Source organism: Rhodococcus sp. ENV425, from assembly GCF_002887785.1.
Lineage (GTDB): Bacteria > Actinomycetota > Actinomycetes > Mycobacteriales > Mycobacteriaceae > Rhodococcus > Rhodococcus aetherivorans.
This window is the reverse complement of the sequence record NZ_PCZU01000147.1, coordinates 1-18,988: the sequence shown is the minus strand read 5'-3', so window position 1 is coordinate 18,988 and position 18,988 is coordinate 1. Positions and strand designations below refer to the sequence as shown.

The following is an 18,988-nucleotide window of genomic DNA, read 5'->3' as shown; positions in this document are numbered from 1 at the left end:
GCTCATTTCATCCATTCCGGCTTGATCGGCAGACCGTGGGTGGCGCGGTACTCGCAGATGGCCTTGAGGTTGTCCATCTCCAACTGATGTCCGGCGGAGAACATGTCCCAGAAGTCGCCGACCCACACCGGGCGGTTCGCCGGTGCCGTCTCCGGGTAAGGGTTCTCGTCGTAGAACGGGTGGCGGCAGTTGGTCCACAGCACCACCGATCCGGGCTTGTTGAGCACCACCTGCGCATCGACCACCCGCATCAGATAGATCATCCACAGGTGTCGGCCCTGGTCCCACGCGCAGTGGTAGTCCACCGTCATCGCGTCGGGGTTCGCGACGGTGCGCACATAGCATTTCGTCTGGTCGCCGAGTCGGTCGTAGGAGAGCCACAGCCCGGGCTCGTCGGTCTCGGTGAACCCGCGCAGGCTGTAGGTCCACTCCTCCAGACACCGGGTGTCCGCAAGGTACTCGTACACCTCACGCGGCGGCGCCGCGATGTAGGCGTTGACCGGGCAGAACTGACCGAACACCTGGTCGTGCGGGTACACCGACCGCAGCATGTCCACGATGATCGGTGTGGTGGCCTCCTTGTCGGAATTTTCGATCCGCAGCACACCCGGGATCAGATCCTCGGCGATGTCGCTCAGAGCGGGAAGACTGATGGTCACGATTTCTCTCCTTCGGTTCTTTATCGGGGGCTGGTCAGGAACGGCAGGAACGGTGGTATCTCGTCGGGATCGCAGTCCACCGCTACGAACGACGGCCCTTCGGTGTGCGCGCTGCGTGCCAGCGCGTCGGTCAGCTCGCCGACACTTCGCGCGGCGAATGCCGGCAGCGTCGGGAACATCGCCGCGATCCCCTCGCCGAGCAGGGCCGGCCGGAATCGGTTGAAGCTGTATCGATCGCGGTAGAACAGTTGCTCGCGGGTCACGCACATCGCGTGCGCGTTGTTGTTGAACACGATGAATGTCACCGGCAGGTCGTGCTCGATCGCGGTGTGCATCTCCAGGCCGTGCATGAAGAACGCGCCGTCCCCGGCGATCACGAACGTCCTTCTGTTCCGCGCGAACGCCGAGCCGATCCCCGCGCCGAAGCTGTAGCCCATGCCGCCCATCCCGAGGGCGACCACGAACCGCCCGCCGCGGGGCACCGAAAGATGATGCACCACCGATGCGCCCGTGTTCCCGGCGTCGGCGAACACGTCCGCTCCCGCCGGCAGCATCGCTGTGATCGCCTCCACGGCCTCGCGGTAGCGCAGCCCCGGCCCCGAGGAGTCGGGTACCTCCAGCGTCGTCAGGGCCTGCGGGCCTGCCGGTTCCGGTACGCCGTCGACGTCGAACAGCGCCGTGAGCTCGTCCAGTGTCGACCCGAGGTCCATGCTCACCGCGTGCACCGTGGGCGCATAGGGTGGTTCGGCGCCGATGCTGGCCACCGGCACTCCGGCCAGCGCACCGTCGAGCCCGGCTCGTGCGGTCATCGGCATCCGGGTGCCCACCAGCAGGCACAACGCCGCCTGCTGCACGGCGTCGACGAGTTCGGCGTGGCCCATTATGCCTGCCACACCGCAGAATCCATGCTCGTCGGCGGCGTAGCAATCCTTCGCATCCGGTGCCACCCCGACCGCCGCGTCCAACGCGACGGCCAACGCCCGCACCTGCGCGCGGGCATCGTTGCGCGCCACCTGATCGCCGACGATGAGCACGATCTTGCCGGTCCGCCGGGCCGCGGCGATCATCTCGGCGACCCGGGCCAGCCCGATGTGATCGCGAACCACCCGGCGGGTCGGCGGGGTGAACCGGGGCCCCGTAACGGTGGCCTGCTGAACATCCTTGGGCAACAGCAATACCGCAGGCCCACCGCACAGCGCCGCGGACACCGCCCGCTCCAGGTGCTCGGCGATGTCCTCGGGCCGCTCGACCCGCGCGCAGTAGCGGGAGATCTCGAAGAACAACCGCGCAGCGTCGATCGAACCCGCCCGGCCGCTGGAATCCTGGAACGCCCCGCCGCCCTCCAACGTGGTCGGTGGCTGACCGACCAGGGCCAGCACCGGCACCCGCGAGGTGTAGGACTCGGCCAGTCCGGCGACCAGGTTCATCGCGCCACCACCCGAGGTGGCGGCGACAACACCGAGCCCACTCGACGAGCGTGCGTACCCGTCGGCCATGGTGGCCGCGGAGAACTCGTGCTTGGCAACCACCCCGGTCACATCCACGTCGGCATCGAAGACCGCGTCGTAGAGGTCCTCGATGTTGGCGCCGTCCACCCCGAAGATGTTCCGCACGCCCAGCGCGGCCACCGCATCGACCAGGTAGTCGACGACCCGCCGCTGTTCGCGTCCATGACTTCGACCGCTCGTTACCATGCCGTGCTCCTCCCGGGACTTCGGTCCCTGCTCTTCTTGTCGCTTCCCGATGTGGTGAGGTCTGGCCCGATCGGGTCACCGTCACGGGTGCCCTTGGGCGACCCCACACGTAGGGGCTGGGGTCAGGTTCGGGAGCGCCGGGCCTACCCGGAATCTCTGCATCGTTTCGCTCCGCCTGGTGCGCAGCTGATCGCCTACCACAATGTGCCGGCGCCGCTGCCCCCAGTAGGCACCCCAGGTTGCAAATCTCTACCCCGAGAGGAAATGCCACGGGTGGGGACAGGACGAACCGTGCAGTCAGCGGCCGGACCGGACGACGGCGGACACGCTGCCGGGCGAGCCGCTTCGGCGCCGGGCGGAGGTGAACCGTCCCGTGGCTTCGGCGATCGCTGCGTCTTCGGTCATGACGCCCTCACTTCATCGGCACATCCTGCGACGCACTCGCAAGTCCCATATCGGGTCTGGGGAGAGCATCCGTGCAGAAGGCCTCGCACTTCGTCCTGCGGCGGCAACGAGTAGTCGACTACCTGACCTGCCGATTCCCGATAGGTAAGCGCTCGACGTGACAGTGCCGCGCCCACGACCCGCCTACGACCGGCACCCTGAACATCGACGCGGATGCGGGAGCAAGCGGGCCGAGCCTGACGGGATGGATCGCCTTGGGGGCGGCCACCGCTGCACGACACACGTTCTTGGTCAAGGTGTTCTCCCTCGCAGTGTGCGCCGGGCGGGTGATGAGCCGCCGGCACGAATGGTTGACGTAGAACAGCATTCGGCACGGGCACGGTGACCGGCGACGGGGGAAACCCTGGACCGGACGCGCCGGGTTGTCCCCGATCGGAGCGGGTGGACGGCGAGTTCGAGGGATTTCCCCGTCGAGTGACCGAGGTCATCCACGCAAGAGTTATCACATGGCTGTTGATCTGTTGCGTGCGGCCGACCGGTTCGCCACCGCGCTGCACGTGCCCCTGTACGAGGAGGCACGTGCCCTTCGGCAGCGGCAGCAGTCACACAACCTGGTCCGAGGAGTTACGGCCCCACCGTTGGAGGCGGGAGGACTGCCCGTCCTGCTGGTCGGCGGTCTGCTCGACACCCCTGGCTGCTCGAGTCCCTCTCGGACTGGTTCGACCTGGTTGACTGTCGCCCCACGCCGGCGCCGGTCAACCGCGTGGTCGGTGAGGTCGAGGCCCGCACCTGCATCCTTTGCGCAGGTAGGCGCGGCGGTGCGCGGACACCCCGGAATGAAACCGTTGGGCTTCCATGCGATCAGTACGTTGCCACCGTTGTGACGGACTCGGACCAGCATCCTTTCGTCTTGCCGTCGGCGCGATCGTCGCGGCCGACCGGCCGGCAGACGCGCTTCGGCGAATACAGCAAGACCGGTCCTTCTCGAGCGTCCACGCCCCGAACTGCCAATGTAACCGATAATTAGTCACGCTAATCATATTCTGGCACCCATACACGTGAGAATGTGGAAGTGCCCAGCCAGCTGCGTGAACGCGCGTTGCGGCTGCATCGGGAGTCCGAGCCGAAGCCAGTGATCCGGCGGCTGGTCGAGACGTTGAATGCACGTCGGTTGCCTGGCGACCCTTTTTCGCTGGTGGTTTGACAGATGAGCCGTGTTTTGGCAGCGAGGGGCGGCCGGGCGTGGTCGAATCGGGGCCATGCCTCTCACCGGAGAATACGAACCGAGTCCGTCCCAGTGGGCCGCCGACCAGGTGGCGCTGTACGAGAGTTCCGGCGGTACCGAGGGTACTACCCTGAACGGCCGGCCCGTCGTCGTGCTGACCAGCCGCGGAGCGAGGACCGGCAAGCTGCGCAAGACCCCGCTGATGCGGGTCGAGCACGACGGCGTCTACGCGGTGGTCGCCTCCCTCGGCGGTGCCCCGAAGCATCCGGTCTGGTACTACAACGTCCTGGCGGACCCGCACGTCGAACTGCGTGACGGGCCGACGGTCCGGGACATGACCGCCCGCGAGGTCCACGGCGAGGAGAAGGATCTGTGGTGGCGGCGCGCGGTCGAGGCCTTCCCCGATTACGCGGAGTACCAGAAGAAGACGGACCGGGAGATCCCGCTCCTGATCCTGGAACCGCGCTGACGCGCGAGCGCGGGAGCCGGGTGTGGCCGGCGGGGTGACGAAACCCGCGTTGGGGGTTCCGGGCGGGCAGTGGCAGCATAGGTAGGTGACCACTACCTCGCGAGCCGCCGATCCGATGCACCTGCCCGCCCTGAGCGTGGCCGACATCGAGGCCGCGGCGGAGCGAATTTCGGCGGTGGTCGCGCCCACCCCGCTCGAGCACAGCGAGCGGCTCTCCGTCCTCACCGGCGCGAACGTCTATCTCAAGCGCGAGGACCTCACCCGCGTCCGCTCCTACAAGCTGCGCGGCGCATACAACGTCATGGCGCAGCTCTCTCCCGCCGAACGCGAGGCGGGTGTGGTGACGGCCAGCGCCGGCAATCACGCGCAGGGTGTGGCCTACGCCTGCCGGGCGATGGGGGTGATGGGCCGGATCTACGTGCCCACCCGGACCCCGAAGCAGAAGCGGGACCGCATCCGTGCGCACGGCGGTGCCTTCGTCGAACTCATCCCCACGGGCGACACGTTCGACGCGGCGGCGGCCGCCGCCGCCGAGGACGTCGCGCGTACCGGCGCGACGATGGTCGCGCCGTTCGACGACGCGCGCACCGCGGCGGGGCAGGGGACCATCGCCCGCGAGGTGCTCGACCAGCTGCCCGCGGCGCCGGACCTGGTGCTGGTTCCGGTCGGCGGTGGCGGTTGTCTGGCCGGCATCGCGGCGTACCTGCACGAGAAGTCGCCGTCCACCTCCATCGTCGGGGTGGAACCGGCCGGCGCGGCGTCGATGACCGCGGCCCTCGTCGCGGGCGGACCGGTGACCCTGCCCGAGGTGGATCCGTTCGTCGACGGTGCCGCCGTCAAGCGGGTCGGCGACGTGCCGTACGCGGTGGTCTCCCGGCTCGGCGCCGAGATCGTCTCCCACGCGAACCTGCCGCTGGTCGCGGCGCTCCGCAACGACGGTCTGGGCACCGGGCCGTTCGGGATGACCCAGGTCGACGAGGGTGCAGTGTGCACCGCGATGCTGGATCTGTACCAGAACGAGGGCATCATCGCCGAGCCCGCGGGCGCGCTGTCCGTCGCTGCTCTCGAGGGGTTGACCATCGCGCCGGGCTCGACGGTGGTGTGCCTGATCTCTGGGGGCAACAACGACGTCTCCCGCTACGGGGAAATCATCGAGCGCTCCCTCGTGCACCGCGGCCTCAAGCACTACTTCCTGGTGGACTTCCCCCAGGAGCCGGGTGCGTTGCGGCGGTTCCTCGACGAGGTGCTCGGACCCGACGACGACATCACGCTGTTCGAGTACGTCAAGCGCAACAACCGGGAATTCGGGGCGGCGCTGGTCGGCATCGAACTCGGGGCGGCGGACGGCCTGTCGCCGCTGCTGGCGCGCATGTCGGCCTCGCCGATCGAGGCGCAGCGGCTCGAGCCGGGCTCGCCGGCCTACCGTTATCTCACCTGAGCCGCACGGGATTCCCGGCGGGGGAGGTGTGTTGTCCCCGCCGGGCCCGCCCGTCCGGTGTGTGCCGGCGCCCGTGAACCGCGTGCGCCGCCCGGGTGATTCCGATCGGTGCGGGTGTGGCGGCGGTTCCGGCGATCAGGGGTGTGCGGAGCCGAGCAGGCGGGCGACCACCTGTCGGTGCAGTTCCGGATCGGGCTTCGGGAGGCCGAGCATCGCACCGAGGTAGATGCCGTCGCCCACGAGGCGCACGATCTCGGCGGTGACGGGATCGTCGATCTCGGCGCGCAGGCCCTCGTCCCACGAGCGCATCACCTCGACCACCGCGCGCTGCACGTCGTCGTGCTGGCCGTCGGCACTGCGCAGCGCCGCCACCGTGGACCGGAACAGGGCCATCTCCGCGGCGTCGCCGGTCTCGTCCGGATCGGCGAGATACCACTCCGCGACCGGGGTGCCGCCGGCGACGGCATCGGCGAGCCGGGCGTCGCCCCGTTCGCCGAGGCGCCGCACCATCGCGGCGAGCATCGACTCCTTGGTCGGAAAGTGGTACAGCAGGCCGCCTTTCGAGACGCCCGCGGCGGCCGCGACGCCCTCGAGCGTCACCTGGGCGACCCCCACGTCGACGAGGGTGCGTTCGAGGGCGTCGAGGATGCGGTCGCGGGTGTCGGAGGCCATGGGCCGATTCTACCGATTGTCTTTGTACCGTCCGGACGGTCGGTGCTACCGTATTTCTGTACCGGCTGGACGGTTCAGTGTGGAGGGAAGACGGATGACGAACACCGGGCAGATGCCGGGGCTCCGCCCGGCGGACGCGGGGACCGGGCCTGCGCCCGCGGGTGTGCGCACCTGGGCGGGGCTGGTGGTACTCGCCTGTGCCGTGTTGCTGATCGCGGTCGACGCGACCGTTCTCGACCTCGCCCTGCCCTTCCTCAGTGCCGATCTGGCCCCGAGCGGGGTGCAGCTGCTGTGGATCATCGACGTGTACTCGTTCGCCGTCGCCGGCCTGCTCGTGACGATGGGCGTGCTCGGCGACCGCGTCGGCCGTCGCCGGCTCCTGCTGGTCGGCGCCGTCGGCTTCGCCGCGGCCTCGGCCGTCGCGGCGTGGGCGGTGAGCCCCGAGATGCTGATCCTGGCGCGTGCATTGCAGGGAATCTCCGGCGCCACCCTCATGCCCGCGACCCTGGGGCTCATCCGGCACATGTTCACCGACCCGCGGGAGCGGACCGTCGCCATCGGCGTGTGGGGCGCGATGGCCGGCGGCGGCGCAGCGCTCGGCCCGCTCGTGGGCGGCTGGCTGCTCGAACACTTCTGGTGGGGGTCGGTCTTCCTGATCAACCTGCCGATCATGGCGGTGCTCGTCCTCGCCGGGCCGTTCCTCGTCCCGGAATCGCGGGATCCGCACCCGGGCCGCTTCGACCTGCCGGGGGCCGCGCTGTCGCTGCTGGCCGTGGTTCCGATCGTCTACGCGGTCAAGGAAACGGCGCTGCACGGCCCGCATGCCGCCGCGCTGGTCGCGCTGGGCGGCGGTCTGACGGCCGCCGCGGCGTTCGTGCACCGTCAGCGGGTCGCGAAGAACCCGCTGCTCGATCTCACTCTGTTCCGGCGGCGCGAGTTCTCCGCGGCCGTACTGACGAATCTGCTGGCGATCTTCGCCCTCGCCGGGGTGCTGTTCTTCGGGTCGCAGTATCTGCAGCTGGTGCTCGGGATCGGACCACTACAGGCGGGTCTGCTGATGCTCCCCGGGACCGCGACCAGCGCTCTGTCCTCGCTCGGAGCGGCATGGCTCGTGCGGCGCCTGCCCGTCGGGACCGTCCTGTCGGGTGCTCTGGCCATCGCGGCCGTGGGTGCGGCGATGTTGCTGGCTCTCGGCACCACCCGCGGGGCGGGGTTGTTCGTCGTCGGCTTCACCCTCATCGGCGTGGGGGTCGGCGTCGCGCTGACCCTCACCACCGACCTGGTGGTCGGGGCCGCCCCGGCGGACCGGGCCGGCGCCGCGTCGGCGGTGTCGGAGACGGCGTACGAACTCGGTGTCGCGCTGGGGGTGGCGGTGCTCGGCAGCGTCGTCACGGCCGTCTACCGTTCCCGGCTCGGGATTCCGGGCTCCGGCCACGAGTTCGACACCCTCGGCGGCGCGGTGGCCGCGGCCGGACGACTCCCGGCGGCGGAGGCCGAGGCCCTGCTCGAGTCGGCGCGGGCCGCGTTCGTCGCCGGCACGCACGGGGCCGCGGCCGCCACGGCGGTGATCCTGGCGGCCACCGCCGCGCTGACCCTGCGCATGCTCCGCCGGCGGTGATCCTGTGCGCCTCCGGCTGCGGTGACCCTGCGCGGCCTACGGCCTGCGGTGACCCTGCGCGGCCTCAGACCCGCGGTGTGACGGCAGAGTCGAGCACGACGAACGAGTGCCCCGGCACGAGCGTCGCGGACCCGGTCCGGTTGACCACAACCGGCTCCCACCACACCAGGGGAGCACCACCGAAGGGCACGGTCACCGGGTCGGGCCCGAGGTTGCACGCCACATGAAGGCCGCCGCGGTGCATCACGATCCAGCGCTCGTCCTCGTCGTAGTCGACGTGCAGGTGCTCGAGCCACGGATCGGTCAGCTCGGCGCGTTCGCGGCGCAGCGCCAGCAGCTGCCGGTAGCAGTCGAGCACCCGCGCGTGGCCCGGCTCGGCGCGCTCGGCCCAGTTCAGCGTCGACCGCCGGAACGTCTCCGGATCCTGAGGGTCGGGCACGTCCTCGGCGTCCCATCCGTGCTCGGAGAACTCGCGCCGGCGTCCCTCGGCGGTGGCCCGGGCCAGCTCGGGTTCCGGGTGGGAGGTGAAGTACTGGAACGGTGAACTCGCGTCCCACTCCTCGCCCATGAACAACATCGGCGTGAAGGGGGAGGTGAGCACCAGCGCGGCCTTGACGGCGAGCTGACCGTGGTCGAGGTAGTGACCGGGCCGGTCGCCGATCGCCCGGTTGCCCACCTGGTCGTGGGTGCACGTGTAGGCGAGCAGGGAGCTCGCCGGGATGCGCCCGACGTCGAGCGGGCGCCCGTGCGTGCGCCCGCGGAAGCTCGAATAGGTCCCGGCGTGGAAGAACCCGTGCCGCAGGGTGCGGGCTAGACAGTCGAGCGAACCGAAATCGCCGTAGTAGCCCTGTCGTTCGCCGGAGACGGCGGCGTGCACGGCGTGGTGGATGTCGTCGTCCCACTGCGCCTGCAGGCCGTAGCCGCCGGCGGCGCGGGGCGAGATCGTCTTCGGATCGTTCAGGTCGCTCTCGGCGATCAGGCTCAGCGGCCGGCCGAGGTGCGCGGACATCCGGTACGTCGCGACGGCCAGTTCCTCGAGCAGGTGCACGGCGGTGTGGTCGACCAGTGCGTGCACCGCGTCCAGGCGCAGCCCGTCGATATGGAAGTCCCGCATCCACCGCAGGGCATTGTCGAGGATGTAGCGGCGCACCTCGCCGGAGTCCGGCCCGTCGAGGTTGACCGATGCGCCCCACGTGCCCTGCCCGCCGGACAGGTACGGGCCGTAGCGGTCCAGGTAGTTGCCGGACGGTCCGAGATGGTTGTAGACCACGTCCAGGATCACCCCGAGGCCGCGGGCGTGGGCGGCGTCCACGAAGCGCTGCAGGCCGTCCGGGCCGCCGTACGGCTCGTGCACCGCATACCAGAGCACCCCGTCGTAGCCCCAGCCGCGGGTGCCGTTGTAGGCGTTGACCGGCATCAGCTCGACGAGGTCCACCCCGAGCTCGACGAGGTCGTCGAGGCGGTCGACGGCCGCGTCGAAAGTGCCGCCATCGGTGAAGGTGCCCACGTGCAGCTCGTAGACCACTCCGCCGGCGAGTTGCCGACCGGTCCAGGACGCGTCGGTCCAGGCGCTCTCGTCGAGCGAGTGCAGCTGGGACAGGCCGTGCACGCCGTCGGGTTGCCGCGGCGAGCGCGGGTCGGGCAGCACGGTCTCGTCGTCGTCGAGGACGTACCCGTAGCGGGCACCGGGGGAGGCGTCGACCTCGGCGCGCCACCAGCCGCCGTCGTCCCGGCGCATGGGGTGGTCCGTGCCGTCGACGCGGAGCCGGACGGATTGCGGGGTCGGAGCCCAGACCTCGAAGGTATGCACCCGACCAGCATGCCCGGTCGTCGTCGCGCCTGCAGGCCTCCGAAATCTGTTGCAGTTTCGATGCAACCGATGCTGATACGCTGAGATCGATGTCCCAGCATGCCAAGAGGACCTACAGTTCGCCGCTGCGCGAGGAGGCCGCGCGCCGTACCCGGGCGACCGTCGTCGACGCTGCCGCCCGGCTCTTCGTCGATCGCGGGTACGTCAGCACCACGGTCAAGCAGATCGCGGAGACGGCCGGGGTCGCCGTGCGAACCGTCTTCACGGCGTTCCCCGGCGGCAAGTCCGAACTGTTCCGGGAGGCGCTCGACGCCGCGGTCGCGGGCGGGTCCGCGGACTCGGCCGGCGACGATCCCGCTCCGGCCGAGCGTTCGCGCCCGGGGCGGGTCGCCTCCGGCCCGGCGGGATCGGACGCCGAACGCATCGTCGAGCAGGTGGTCCGTTACGGCGCGGACCTGCTCGAGCGGGCCGGCGGGCTGCTGATGACCTCGGTCGAGTCGTCGGGCGCGGACCCGGACATGCGCCGGTTCGCCGACGAGGACGCCCGCGCCACCGCGGACAACGCGCGCACGATCGCGGTCGGGCTGCACCGGCACGGGCTGCTGCGCGACGACGTGAGCGTCGATCACGCGGCGCACGTGCTCTACACGCTGGGTTCTCCGCAGGTGCATGCGCTGCTGCGCCGCGACTGCGGCTGGGACGTGGACGAGTACCGGGCGTGGCTCACGGCGACCCTGCGGGCGACGCTGCTGCGCTGAGCCGGTGCCGCCTCCTCACGGCCAGGCCGCCGGGGCCGGGACGCGCACCGCCCGCGGGGTGGTCCCGAAGCGGGCACGGAACGCCGTCCCGAACGCGCTGAGCGATCCGAAGCCGGAGGCGAACGCGATGTCGCCCACGGCGACCGCGCTCCAGCGTGGGTCCTCGAGGCGGCTGCGGGCGCGGTCCAGCCGCCGGTTGCGGAGCAGTTCGGCGGGCGTGGTGCCGGCCGTCCGCAACGCGAGCTGGAGCTGCCGCAGCGACCAGCCCAGGTCGCGCGCGATCGACGCCGGTGTCAGGTCCGGATCGTCCGAACGTTCGTCGACGTAGGCCCGGGCGGCCGCGGCCACCGCCTCCAGGCCGCCCGGGCGGATGCCGTCGCGCAGGTCGGCCAGGGCGACGGCCACGAGTTCGATCACCCGCGCGCTGATCGTGACGAATGCGGGACCGGACAACGACTTCCGTTCCCGGGCCAGCGCCCGCGTCATCGTCTCCGCCACCGACGCGACGCCGCGGCGCAGGTCGAGCACGCTCGGCCCGTCGGCGACGGCACGGTCGGGCAGGCACCCTTCGGGCACGGTGAGCACCCACGCCCGGGTCTGCGCGCGATGGAGGAGCTCGAAGGGGCGGGCCATCGACACGAGGGCCGCGCGGCCGACCGGCACCGGCAGCGTGACCCCGTCGTGCGCGACGGTGAGGGTGCCGGATTTCGGCACGAACAGTCGCATGCTCCGGTCGTCGTCCGCCCGGACGTGCCGCGCGGTCCGCGCGTAGGTGATCCGATCGGACCAGAACTCGACGAGCTGGTGATTCCCGCAGCGCTGCACGTGCGTGGCGCCGGCGAAGTCGGCCGGCGACCGCTCGCCCGGAGCGGGGAAGAAGTAGTCCAGGGTGCCGTGGTTGAACCGCACGTGGTCGGTCCAGAACTCGGCGCGGTCGCGCCGCGGCACGCGGCGGGTCGTCGTGAACTGCACCTGGTAGTCCGCTGTCACCGTGACCTCCTCACCGGCCGTGCGCGGGACGGGCAGGGTCCTGCGCGGATCGACGAGTGCTGCGACCGGACCGCTCCCTACGCTCGTCGGCAGTGTAGTGACGAGCGCCACAGCGCGGTGCGGTGGCCCGGATCCAGGAGGTTTCTCATGCTTCGAGCATCGGTCAACGGGACGGAACTCGCCTTCGTCGACGTCGGTCCGCGCGACGGGGTGCCGATCGTGTTCAGCCACTCGCTCTTCTTCGATCACACGATGTTCGACGCGCTCGTGCAGAAATTCGCCGACGACGGGTACCGGGTGGTCGCCTACGACCATCGTGGGCAGGGTGAGAGCGCCCCGGCGGCGCGGGACGAACTGGCGGTCGACGTTCTCGCCGAGGACGCCGCGGCCCTGATCGAGCACCTCGATCTCGCACCCTGTCACGTCGTCGGGAACTCCCTCGGCGGATTCGTCGCGCTGCGGCTCGCCGCGCGACGGCCCGAACTGCTCCGCACGGCCGCCGCACTCGGCTCGTCGGCGGAGGAGGAGTACAAGCTCGACGAGTTCGCTCCGCTGGTCGGCCACCTCACCGAGCACGGCACGGCCGACGTCGTCGACACGATCATGTACATCATGTTCGGCGATTCGAGCCTCGCTCAGGAGAGCGCGATGACGAGCACCTGGCGCGCGGCGATCGCCCGGCTCGGGCCGCGCATCGGAGACGCGGCCCACGGCGTCATCCACCGCGGACGGATCGTCGAGGAGCTGGCCGGCTGCCGCGTGCCGGTCCTCGCCGTCGCCGGCCGCGAGGACCACGCCTACCCGCCGCCGATCTCGTCGGTGAACATCGCCGACGCCGCGGGAGGCCGGCACGTCACGGTCGATGCCGCGGGGCACTCCGTGGCGCTCGAGCAACCGGACGAGGTCGCGAGGCATCTCTTGGAGCACTTCGCCCCGGCCGGGCGGGACCGATCCGGCGGGTGACGGCGCGCCGCGGCAGCCGGGGTGGCGCCCCAGCGTGCGCCGCGGAGACCGGCGCACCGGGTATGTGGAATCCACGGTCTACGGAAAAATGGAATTTACCGAACCAGGTCCGCGCGGTTCCTCGCGTCCGAGAATTGCACCGAAGACGGGGCGCCCTCCCGGCGCGGGCGCACCGCGGCGGGCACGGGCTCGGGAACGACCGCCCGGAACGGGCCGCATCCGGAAGAGGTCGCCGCGGGCGTGTACCGGCTCGGGGCCGGCCGCGGCCTGACCGAGGCCAACGTCTACCTCGTGCGGTCGGGGCACACACCGGGGCACCTCGCGTTGTTCCGCAGGTCCGGCCGGGTGGCGATCACCGGCGGCGCCGTGCTGACGGTCGACGTGAGCTCGCTGCCCCGGCCTGCTGCGCCGCAGGCGCGGGACGTCCGGTCCGCCCCGCCTCACTACGTGGAACCGGGCCTACGCGCGCGAATCGATGTCCCGGATCGCGGGGCTCGCGCCCCGGGTCGTCGCGAGTGGCCACGACCGGCCGCTGCACGTCCCCGAGACCGCCGGGCCGGCGGAATCGTGAGGGGTCCCGGCGGTGGGGCGCTCGAATGTGTTTCGGATCACATTCCGCCGGATATCCGAGACAGTGGGTCGGGACGTCGAGGCAGGGAAGGAGGAAATCGGTCATGTGGAACTTCCGACCTGAGTTCAACTGGTTCATGCATCTGTTCCGCGACCTGTTCGGCTGGTTGAGCTGAGACAGGGCCTCACCGTCCGCGCCCCGCCCGGGGGCGGACGGTGACATACGTCGCCTCGACGGCGACGGGGACCGCGAACCCACGACGTTGCCCGAGAGGACCCCATGAGTCACGCCAGTTTCGCGTCCCGGGTCGGTGCCACTCGCGACAAGCTGTTCGACCTGGCCCGCGAGATCGCCGCGATCGTGGAGGCCGCCGAGGCACTCGACCGGGAGTCCCTGCCGCTCGCCGACGAGATCGCCGTGACCGGGCTCGTCGACGCTCTCACCGACGTGAGCGGGCACCTCGACGCGGCGACGGAGCCGCTCGGCGAGGCCGTCTGGTTCTCGCGTCATCTGCCCGGACCGTTCGGCTGACGCTCGCGCCCGAGGATTACGCGGCCGGAAACCGGGTATGTCGTCGGGGCCGAGGCGCTGCTCTCGGCACCGTTCCCGCACCGCCGACACCAGGAGCGCACGTGAGTACCCAGAACCCCGGACCTCAGCCGGAAGACACCCCCGGCCTCGACGCCGGCGGGGGAGTACAGCCCGGGGACACGCCGCCCGATGCCGGACAGACCTCCGGTCTGTCGCATCCCCAACCCAACCCGAGCCGGGTGATGCCCGTCTTCGCGATCCTGCTCATCGCGTTGATCGTGCTCGGAGTGGCGGCGTTCTTCGTGGCGCGCGCGTTCGCCCTCTTCGACTGAGTACGCCGAACGACCGAACCGCGCCCGCCAGGTCAGCCGAGAGCGTCGACGTAGAGCCAGCGGCCGTCCTCGCGGACGAACCGGCTGTGTTCGTGCAGCACGTCCGCGTGACCGCCGAACCTGTAGTGGGCGCGGAACTCGACCGTTCCCTCCGTGTGCAGGAACCCGCCGCCGCTCGTGCGCAGCACCTCGAGCCCGGTCCACCGCTGCGCCGGATCGAGGTCCAGCCGCACCGGGCGAGTCCCGGGGTGCCACGTGCGGCGCAGATACGCCTCGTCGCCCACCGCGAAGGCGGTGTACCGCGAACGCATCAGCTGTTCGGCGGTGGGCGCGTGCCCGCCGGCGAGGAACGGCCCGCAGCATTCGCCGTACGGCAGGCCCCGGCCGCACGGGCAGGGTGTGGTGGGGCCGGGTCGGGGGGCGCGCTCGCGTGGACTCACCGGCACATTATCGCCACGGCCGGGATCGGGCGGTGGTGCCGGCCGTGGCACGATCGAACCTCGGGACGAGCGCGGCCGGAGGAACGGTGGGGCATGGTCGAATCTGCCGACACACAGGCATGGGAGCAGGGCAGTCCCGGCACCGCGCTGCGGCACAGCTTCGCGGCCGTCCCGCTTGCCGGGCCGGACGACACGGTTGCCGGGGTGCTCGACCGGATGCGGGAGCACAGTTTCGACAGCGCCGCCGTCGTCGCCGTGCTCGCCGGTGAGGTGCTCGTCGGTCTCGTCACGATCGAACGGCTGCTGGCAGCCCCCGGCACCACCCGGATGAGCGACGTGATGGATCCGGATCCGCCGGTGGTGCGTCCGGACACCGCGCAGGAACGGGCCGCGTGGAAGGCTGTTCAGCACGGTGAACCCGGCCTCGCCGTCGTGGACGGCCGCGGCCGGTTCCGCGGTCTCATCGCGCCCCAGCAGCTGCTCGCCGTGCTGCTGCACGAGCACGACCAGGACATGGCCCGGCTCGGCGGCTTCGTGCACTCGGTGGACGCGGCACGGGCCTCGAGCGTCGAGGGAATCCGTCGACGCCTGTGGCACCGGCTGCCGTGGCTCGTCGTCGGTCTGGTCGGGGCCATGGTCTCGGCCCGCCTGATGCAGGTCTTCGAGGCCGAGCTCGACGCCGACCTCGCCGTCGCCTACTTCGTGCCGGGCATCGTGTACCTGGCGGACGCGGTCGGTACGCAGACCGAGGCGCTGGTCATCCGCGGGTTCTCGGTGGGTGTGGGGATCCGCCGGATCGTGCGCCGCGAGGTGCTGACCGGCCTGTCGGTGGGGGCGCTGCTGGGTGCGACGATGCTGCCGGCGGTGCTGCTCATGACGGGAAACCGGGATCTCGCGGTCGCCGTGGCATCGGCCGTGCTGGCCGCCAGCACCATCGCGACCACCGTCGCGATGGTCCTGCCGTGGGCACTGCAGCGGCTGGGCAAGGACCCGGCGTTCGGGTCCGGCCCGCTCGCCACCGTGATCCAGGACCTGCTCTCCATCGTCATCTACTTCGTGGCGGTGACGCTTCTGCTCGGCTGAGGGGTGGGGTGTTCCCCACCCCAGGGGTCCTTGGGGGACAAGGCGTTCCCGAGCCACGATGGGGCGACCGACCGCCAATCCCGTGGAGGCCCCGTGACCGTAACGTCGGAAACGTTCACCCCGAACCCCACCGCCCTCGCCGGCACGGCCGAACTGGATCACGTGTTCGACGAGATCGACCGGGTCGACGCCGAGATCGTCGCCGCGATCCGGCGCCGGACCGGTCTCGCGCACCACGCCGGCCGGCTGCGCCGCGCCGGTCACGGAACGGTGCCGGCGCACACGCGTCGCGAGATGGCGGTGCTCGCGCGGTTCACCGCGGCACTGGGGCGGGACGGTTCGGCGCTGGCGGCGACGCTGCTGCGGTTGGGACGCGACCCCCTTGCCGACGCTGCAACCTACGGGCAGGATTGAGTCCGCGCCCTGGAGGTTGTGATGAGCGTCGTCACCGAATCGCGTCTGTCGTATGTCGACAAGCAGGGGCGGCAGCATCGGTTCGAGCTGTCGCCGGAGTCGCCGCGCGTCACCATCGGCCGTGCTCCGAGCTCCGACGTGGCGTTCACCGGCGACAACGAGGTCTCCCGCCTGCACGCCGTCGTGGAGTGGATCGGCACCCACTGGACCATCCTCGACGACGGGCTCTCCCGCAACGGCACGTTCCTCAACGGGGAACGCATCACCGGACGCCGCCGCCTGCGGGAGGGCGACAGCATCCGGATCGGCTCGATCCGACTGACCTTTCAGGAGATCGGTGCCGGACCGGACGAGGCGACCCGCGTCGCGTCGGAGCTGCCGACGGTGCGTTCGCTCACGGAGACGCAACGCGGAATCCTGCTCGCGCTGTGCCGGCCCTACAAGCACGGCGCCGCGTTCGCCACCCCCGCCTCCAACCAGGACATCGCCACCGAGCTGTTCCTCAGCGTCGACGCCGTCAAGACGCATCTGCGGGCGCTGTTCGCGAAGTTCGGTGTCGAGGATCTGCCGCAGAACCAGAAGCGGGTCCGGCTCGCCGAGCTCGCATTGCACAGCGGCGTCATCACCGAACGCGACCTCTGACCTGCGGCTCACCCCACCCGCTGCAGCAACCTGCCGAGGGCCCGCGCGACCTCCGCGGGGCGGTCGGCGATCACCGAGTGCCCGGCGCCGTCGACCCGCACCAGCTCGGCGCGCGGCAGCCGCGCTGCGAGACCGGCGGACAGCTCGAACGGGGTCCACTCGTCCGCCGACCCGCACAGCACGAGCGCGGGGACCGCGGCGAGCACCGCCAACGCGGCGGATTCGTCGAGCACGGCGAACGATCGCAGGAACGCCGCCATCGTCACCACCGGCGTGTCGTTCGCGAGCACCGCCAGCAGGGCCGCCCACCGGGAACCGGGGGCGCGTCGCTGCGCCGCCCGTCTCAGCGGCCGCACCGCCCGTCCGCCCAGGTGCAGCGCGTGCTGCACGGCGCCGGGTGCGTGCTGCACCGCGCGGTGGAACAACTCGACCGCGGGGCTCTCGAGGTACCGCCCGAGCCCCGACCGGCCGAGATCACCGGCGGCGGTGCCGATCAGGCAGATCCCGGCGACCCGGGTGCCGATCTCGTGCGGATGTTGACGGGCGTAGGACAGGATCGTCATGCCGCCCATCGAGTGGCCGACCAGCACCACCGGACCGGCGGAGACCGCGCGCAGCACCGCCGCGAGATCGCGCCCGAGCTGCTCGACGGTGTACGTCTCCGGCCCGGCGGTGCCGGACGCGCCGTGACCGCGGTGGTCGAAGAACACCATCCGCAGCGTCGCTCTGCGGCGCCGGAGCAGCGAATCCCGAAGAGGCGACCAGGTTTCCGTGCGGCCGCAGTGCCCGTGGACGAACACGGCGGTGAGCGGTGCGCCGGCCGCGCCGATCTCGTGGACCGCGAGCGGCACGCCGTCGTCGGCGATCACCGTATGGCGGCGTACGAGACGCTCGGTGCGGAGGGTGGACATGCGGACAAGGATCCGCCGGATGCCGGTGCCGGGCGAGCAACCCCGGTGGTGGTGGATTTCACCTCAGGGGGCCACTTCTGCACCCTGGGTGGTGGACAATCGCGTCATGGATGCGCAGCGGTATGTCGGCGTGGTCGGGCCCGCGGAGGCCACGGCCGAACAACGCCGGATCGCCCGTCAGGTCGGCGGGCTGCTCGCGGCGCGACGCGCCGTCGTCGTGACCGGGGGACTGGGCGGGGTGATGGCCGCGGCATCGCGCGGAGCCGCGGAGGCCGGCGGCACCACCCTCGGCCTGCTGCCCGGCGACGACCGCGCGGAGGCCAACCCGTACCTCACCGTGTCGATCCCGACCGGTCTCGGCGAGATGCGTAACGCCCTGCTGGTACGCACCTGCGAGGCGCTCATCGCGGTCGGCGGCAGCTGGGGCACGCTCAGCGAGATCGCGCTCGCCGTCCGCACCGGCGTCCCGGTGATCTCGATCGGGGGGTGGCCGCTGCCCGCCGCCGGGGTGCTCGCCGTGACCTCCGCCGGGGACGCCGTCGACGCCATCCACGACCTGTTGTGGCGGCGCGATCCCACCGCGGGCTGGACCGGCTGAGGAGTTCTCGCACCCGAGGGTGATTCTCGACCACCCCTGCGGGTGCCGCGCCCACCGCTGGGGTCGGTATCGGCACCGGGGTCTGCGGACGACCGTGGAAGCAGCACAGTCCACCGGTCGTCAGGAGTACCCCCGTGTTGCACGAAAGCCCGGTCGCCCAAGAACATTTCGCTGCCCCGCAGCCCGCCGGCGCGTTCCCGCTCTCGGCGGCCCAGCGCGGGATCTGGTTCGCACAGCACCTGGCCGGCGCCACGCCCGTCAACATCGCCCAGTACGTCGACATCGCCGGGGACCTCGACCTCGACGCCCTCGAAGGTGCCGCCCGTGCCGTCGGACGCGAGTTCGGCACCGGCTTCCTGCGCATCGTCGAGGAGGACGGCCACCCGTTCCAGACGGTCGTGCACACCGGCGAGCGGCTGACGGTGGTCGATCTGCGGGGCGAGGCCGATCCCGTGGCCGCGGCCCGCGAATGGATGGAGCGCGACTACACCGCCCCGGTCGACATGTGCACCGACCGGCTCGCCGTCACCGCCGTGCTCCGCATCGCCGAGGACCGCTGGTTCTGGTACGCCCGGATCCACCACATCGCCCTCGACGGCGTCGGCGCGATGACCCTCGTCGCGCGCACCGCCGAGCTCTACACCGCCACCGTCACCGGAACCGCGGTGCACACGCCGCGCACCGCCGCGCTGCCCGACATCGTCGCCGCGGACGAGACCTACCGCCGCTCCCCGCGGTTCGAGGCCGACCGTGCGTACTGGACCG

At 71.2% G+C, this 18,988-nt stretch carries 20 protein-coding genes; 13 read left to right on the top strand and 7 right to left on the bottom strand.

Annotation, left to right across the window (positions count from 1 at the left end; genetic code table 11):
* Positions 1-2: 2 nt before the first annotated feature.
* Together CQZ88_RS11555 and CQZ88_RS11550 are read right to left on the bottom strand one after the other, a co-directional pair.
* On the bottom strand, positions 3-659 hold the full coding sequence (locus CQZ88_RS11555) for a hypothetical protein (protein WP_006943756.1): 657 nt from the start codon (positions 657-659) through the stop codon (positions 3-5).
* Positions 660-679: 20 nt separating this feature from the next.
* Positions 680-2,353, bottom strand: a complete 1,674-nt coding sequence (locus CQZ88_RS11550) for a thiamine pyrophosphate-binding protein (protein WP_065922498.1) — start codon at positions 2,351-2,353, stop codon at positions 680-682.
* A gap of 1,477 nt (positions 2,354-3,830) precedes the next feature.
* Here CQZ88_RS11550 and CQZ88_RS30885 point away from each other — a divergent pair.
* From CQZ88_RS30885 to ilvA, 3 genes are all read left to right on the top strand, one after another.
* Complete coding sequence (locus CQZ88_RS30885) at positions 3,831-3,962, top strand: hypothetical protein (protein ID WP_255326746.1); 132 nt, start codon at positions 3,831-3,833, stop codon at positions 3,960-3,962.
* A 55-nt stretch (positions 3,963-4,017) separates the two neighbouring features.
* On the top strand, positions 4,018-4,452 hold the full coding sequence (locus CQZ88_RS11545) for a nitroreductase family deazaflavin-dependent oxidoreductase (RefSeq protein WP_006943762.1): 435 nt from the start codon (positions 4,018-4,020) through the stop codon (positions 4,450-4,452).
* Between the two features lie 115 nt (positions 4,453-4,567).
* Positions 4,568-5,890, top strand: coding sequence for a threonine ammonia-lyase IlvA (gene ilvA, locus CQZ88_RS11540; protein WP_037200948.1), 1,323 nt, complete (start codon positions 4,568-4,570; stop codon positions 5,888-5,890).
* Positions 5,891-6,025: 135 nt separating this feature from the next.
* On the opposite strand, the gene CQZ88_RS11535 is transcribed toward ilvA, so the two are convergent.
* Positions 6,026-6,562: a TetR/AcrR family transcriptional regulator gene (locus CQZ88_RS11535; RefSeq protein ID WP_006943765.1), complete on the bottom strand. Its 537-nt coding sequence runs from the start codon at positions 6,560-6,562 to the stop codon at positions 6,026-6,028.
* Positions 6,563-6,656: 94 nt separating this feature from the next.
* Here CQZ88_RS11535 and CQZ88_RS11530 point away from each other — a divergent pair, with 94 nt between their 5' ends.
* Entirely contained in the window at positions 6,657-8,180 is a 1,524-nt protein-coding gene (locus tag CQZ88_RS11530) for an MFS transporter (RefSeq protein WP_102799768.1), read from the top strand.
* A gap of 64 nt (positions 8,181-8,244) precedes the next feature.
* Here CQZ88_RS11530 and treZ read toward each other — a convergent pair whose 3' ends face one another.
* Positions 8,245-10,056 carry a malto-oligosyltrehalose trehalohydrolase gene (gene treZ / locus CQZ88_RS11525; RefSeq protein ID WP_102799767.1) on the bottom strand — a complete coding sequence of 604 codons (1,812 nt, stop codon included), beginning with the start codon at positions 10,054-10,056 and terminating at the stop codon, positions 8,245-8,247.
* Positions 10,057-10,079: 23 nt separating this feature from the next.
* Here treZ and CQZ88_RS11520 point away from each other — a divergent pair, with 23 nt between their 5' ends.
* A complete protein-coding gene (locus tag CQZ88_RS11520) occupies positions 10,080-10,748 on the top strand; it encodes a TetR/AcrR family transcriptional regulator (protein WP_006943771.1) in 669 nt (222 codons plus the stop codon).
* A 15-nt stretch (positions 10,749-10,763) separates the two neighbouring features.
* On the opposite strand, the gene CQZ88_RS11515 is transcribed toward CQZ88_RS11520, so the two are convergent.
* Positions 10,764-11,738 (bottom strand): AraC family transcriptional regulator, encoded by a 975-nt coding sequence (locus CQZ88_RS11515; RefSeq protein ID WP_051359257.1) that lies wholly within the window; start codon positions 11,736-11,738, stop codon positions 10,764-10,766.
* Here CQZ88_RS11515 and CQZ88_RS11510 point away from each other — a divergent pair.
* The 3 genes from CQZ88_RS11510 to CQZ88_RS11500 all read left to right on the top strand — a co-directional run bounded on the left by CQZ88_RS11510 (position 11,643) and on the right by CQZ88_RS11500 (position 14,135).
* On the top strand, positions 11,643-12,701 hold the full coding sequence (locus tag CQZ88_RS11510; protein ID WP_251549291.1) for an alpha/beta fold hydrolase: 1,059 nt from the start codon (positions 11,643-11,645) through the stop codon (positions 12,699-12,701). The genes CQZ88_RS11515 and CQZ88_RS11510 overlap by 96 nt on opposite strands.
* An 850-nt stretch (positions 12,702-13,551) precedes the next feature.
* Positions 13,552-13,803: a hypothetical protein gene (locus CQZ88_RS11505; protein WP_006943779.1), complete on the top strand. Its 252-nt coding sequence runs from the start codon at positions 13,552-13,554 to the stop codon at positions 13,801-13,803.
* 101 nt (positions 13,804-13,904) lie between these two features.
* Positions 13,905-14,135 carry a DUF6480 family protein gene (locus tag CQZ88_RS11500; RefSeq protein ID WP_006943781.1) on the top strand — a complete coding sequence of 77 codons (231 nt, stop codon included), beginning with the start codon at positions 13,905-13,907 and terminating at the stop codon, positions 14,133-14,135.
* Between the two features lie 32 nt (positions 14,136-14,167).
* Here the strand turns inward: CQZ88_RS11500 and CQZ88_RS11495 are convergent, their stop codons facing one another.
* Positions 14,168-14,575 carry a YchJ family protein gene (locus tag CQZ88_RS11495; RefSeq protein ID WP_082120248.1) on the bottom strand — a complete coding sequence of 136 codons (408 nt, stop codon included), beginning with the start codon at positions 14,573-14,575 and terminating at the stop codon, positions 14,168-14,170.
* Between the two features lie 93 nt (positions 14,576-14,668).
* Between CQZ88_RS11495 and CQZ88_RS11490 the strand changes: the two genes are divergently transcribed.
* The 3 genes from CQZ88_RS11490 (at position 14,669) to CQZ88_RS11480 (ending at position 16,714) form a co-directional block, all read left to right on the top strand.
* Positions 14,669-15,658, top strand: coding sequence for a magnesium transporter (locus CQZ88_RS11490; RefSeq protein WP_006943783.1), 990 nt, complete (start codon positions 14,669-14,671; stop codon positions 15,656-15,658).
* 93 nt (positions 15,659-15,751) lie between these two features.
* Positions 15,752-16,072, top strand: coding sequence for a chorismate mutase (locus tag CQZ88_RS11485; protein ID WP_006943785.1), 321 nt, complete (start codon positions 15,752-15,754; stop codon positions 16,070-16,072).
* Between the two features lie 21 nt (positions 16,073-16,093).
* A complete protein-coding gene (locus CQZ88_RS11480) occupies positions 16,094-16,714 on the top strand; it encodes an FHA domain-containing protein (RefSeq protein ID WP_006943787.1) in 621 nt (206 codons plus the stop codon).
* Between the two features lie 8 nt (positions 16,715-16,722).
* Here CQZ88_RS11480 and CQZ88_RS11475 read toward each other — a convergent pair whose 3' ends face one another.
* Complete coding sequence (locus CQZ88_RS11475; RefSeq protein WP_102799765.1) at positions 16,723-17,625, bottom strand: alpha/beta fold hydrolase; 903 nt, start codon at positions 17,623-17,625, stop codon at positions 16,723-16,725.
* A 106-nt stretch (positions 17,626-17,731) separates the two neighbouring features.
* On the opposite strand from CQZ88_RS11475, the gene CQZ88_RS11470 reads away from it, so the two are divergent.
* Together CQZ88_RS11470 and CQZ88_RS11465 are read left to right on the top strand one after the other, a co-directional pair.
* Positions 17,732-18,223 (top strand): TIGR00725 family protein, encoded by a 492-nt coding sequence (locus tag CQZ88_RS11470; protein ID WP_029544130.1) that lies wholly within the window; start codon positions 17,732-17,734, stop codon positions 18,221-18,223.
* Between the two features lie 134 nt (positions 18,224-18,357).
* Positions 18,358-18,988 (top strand): condensation domain-containing protein (locus CQZ88_RS11465; RefSeq protein WP_146034297.1); only part of this gene is annotated, 631 nt, incomplete at its 3' end.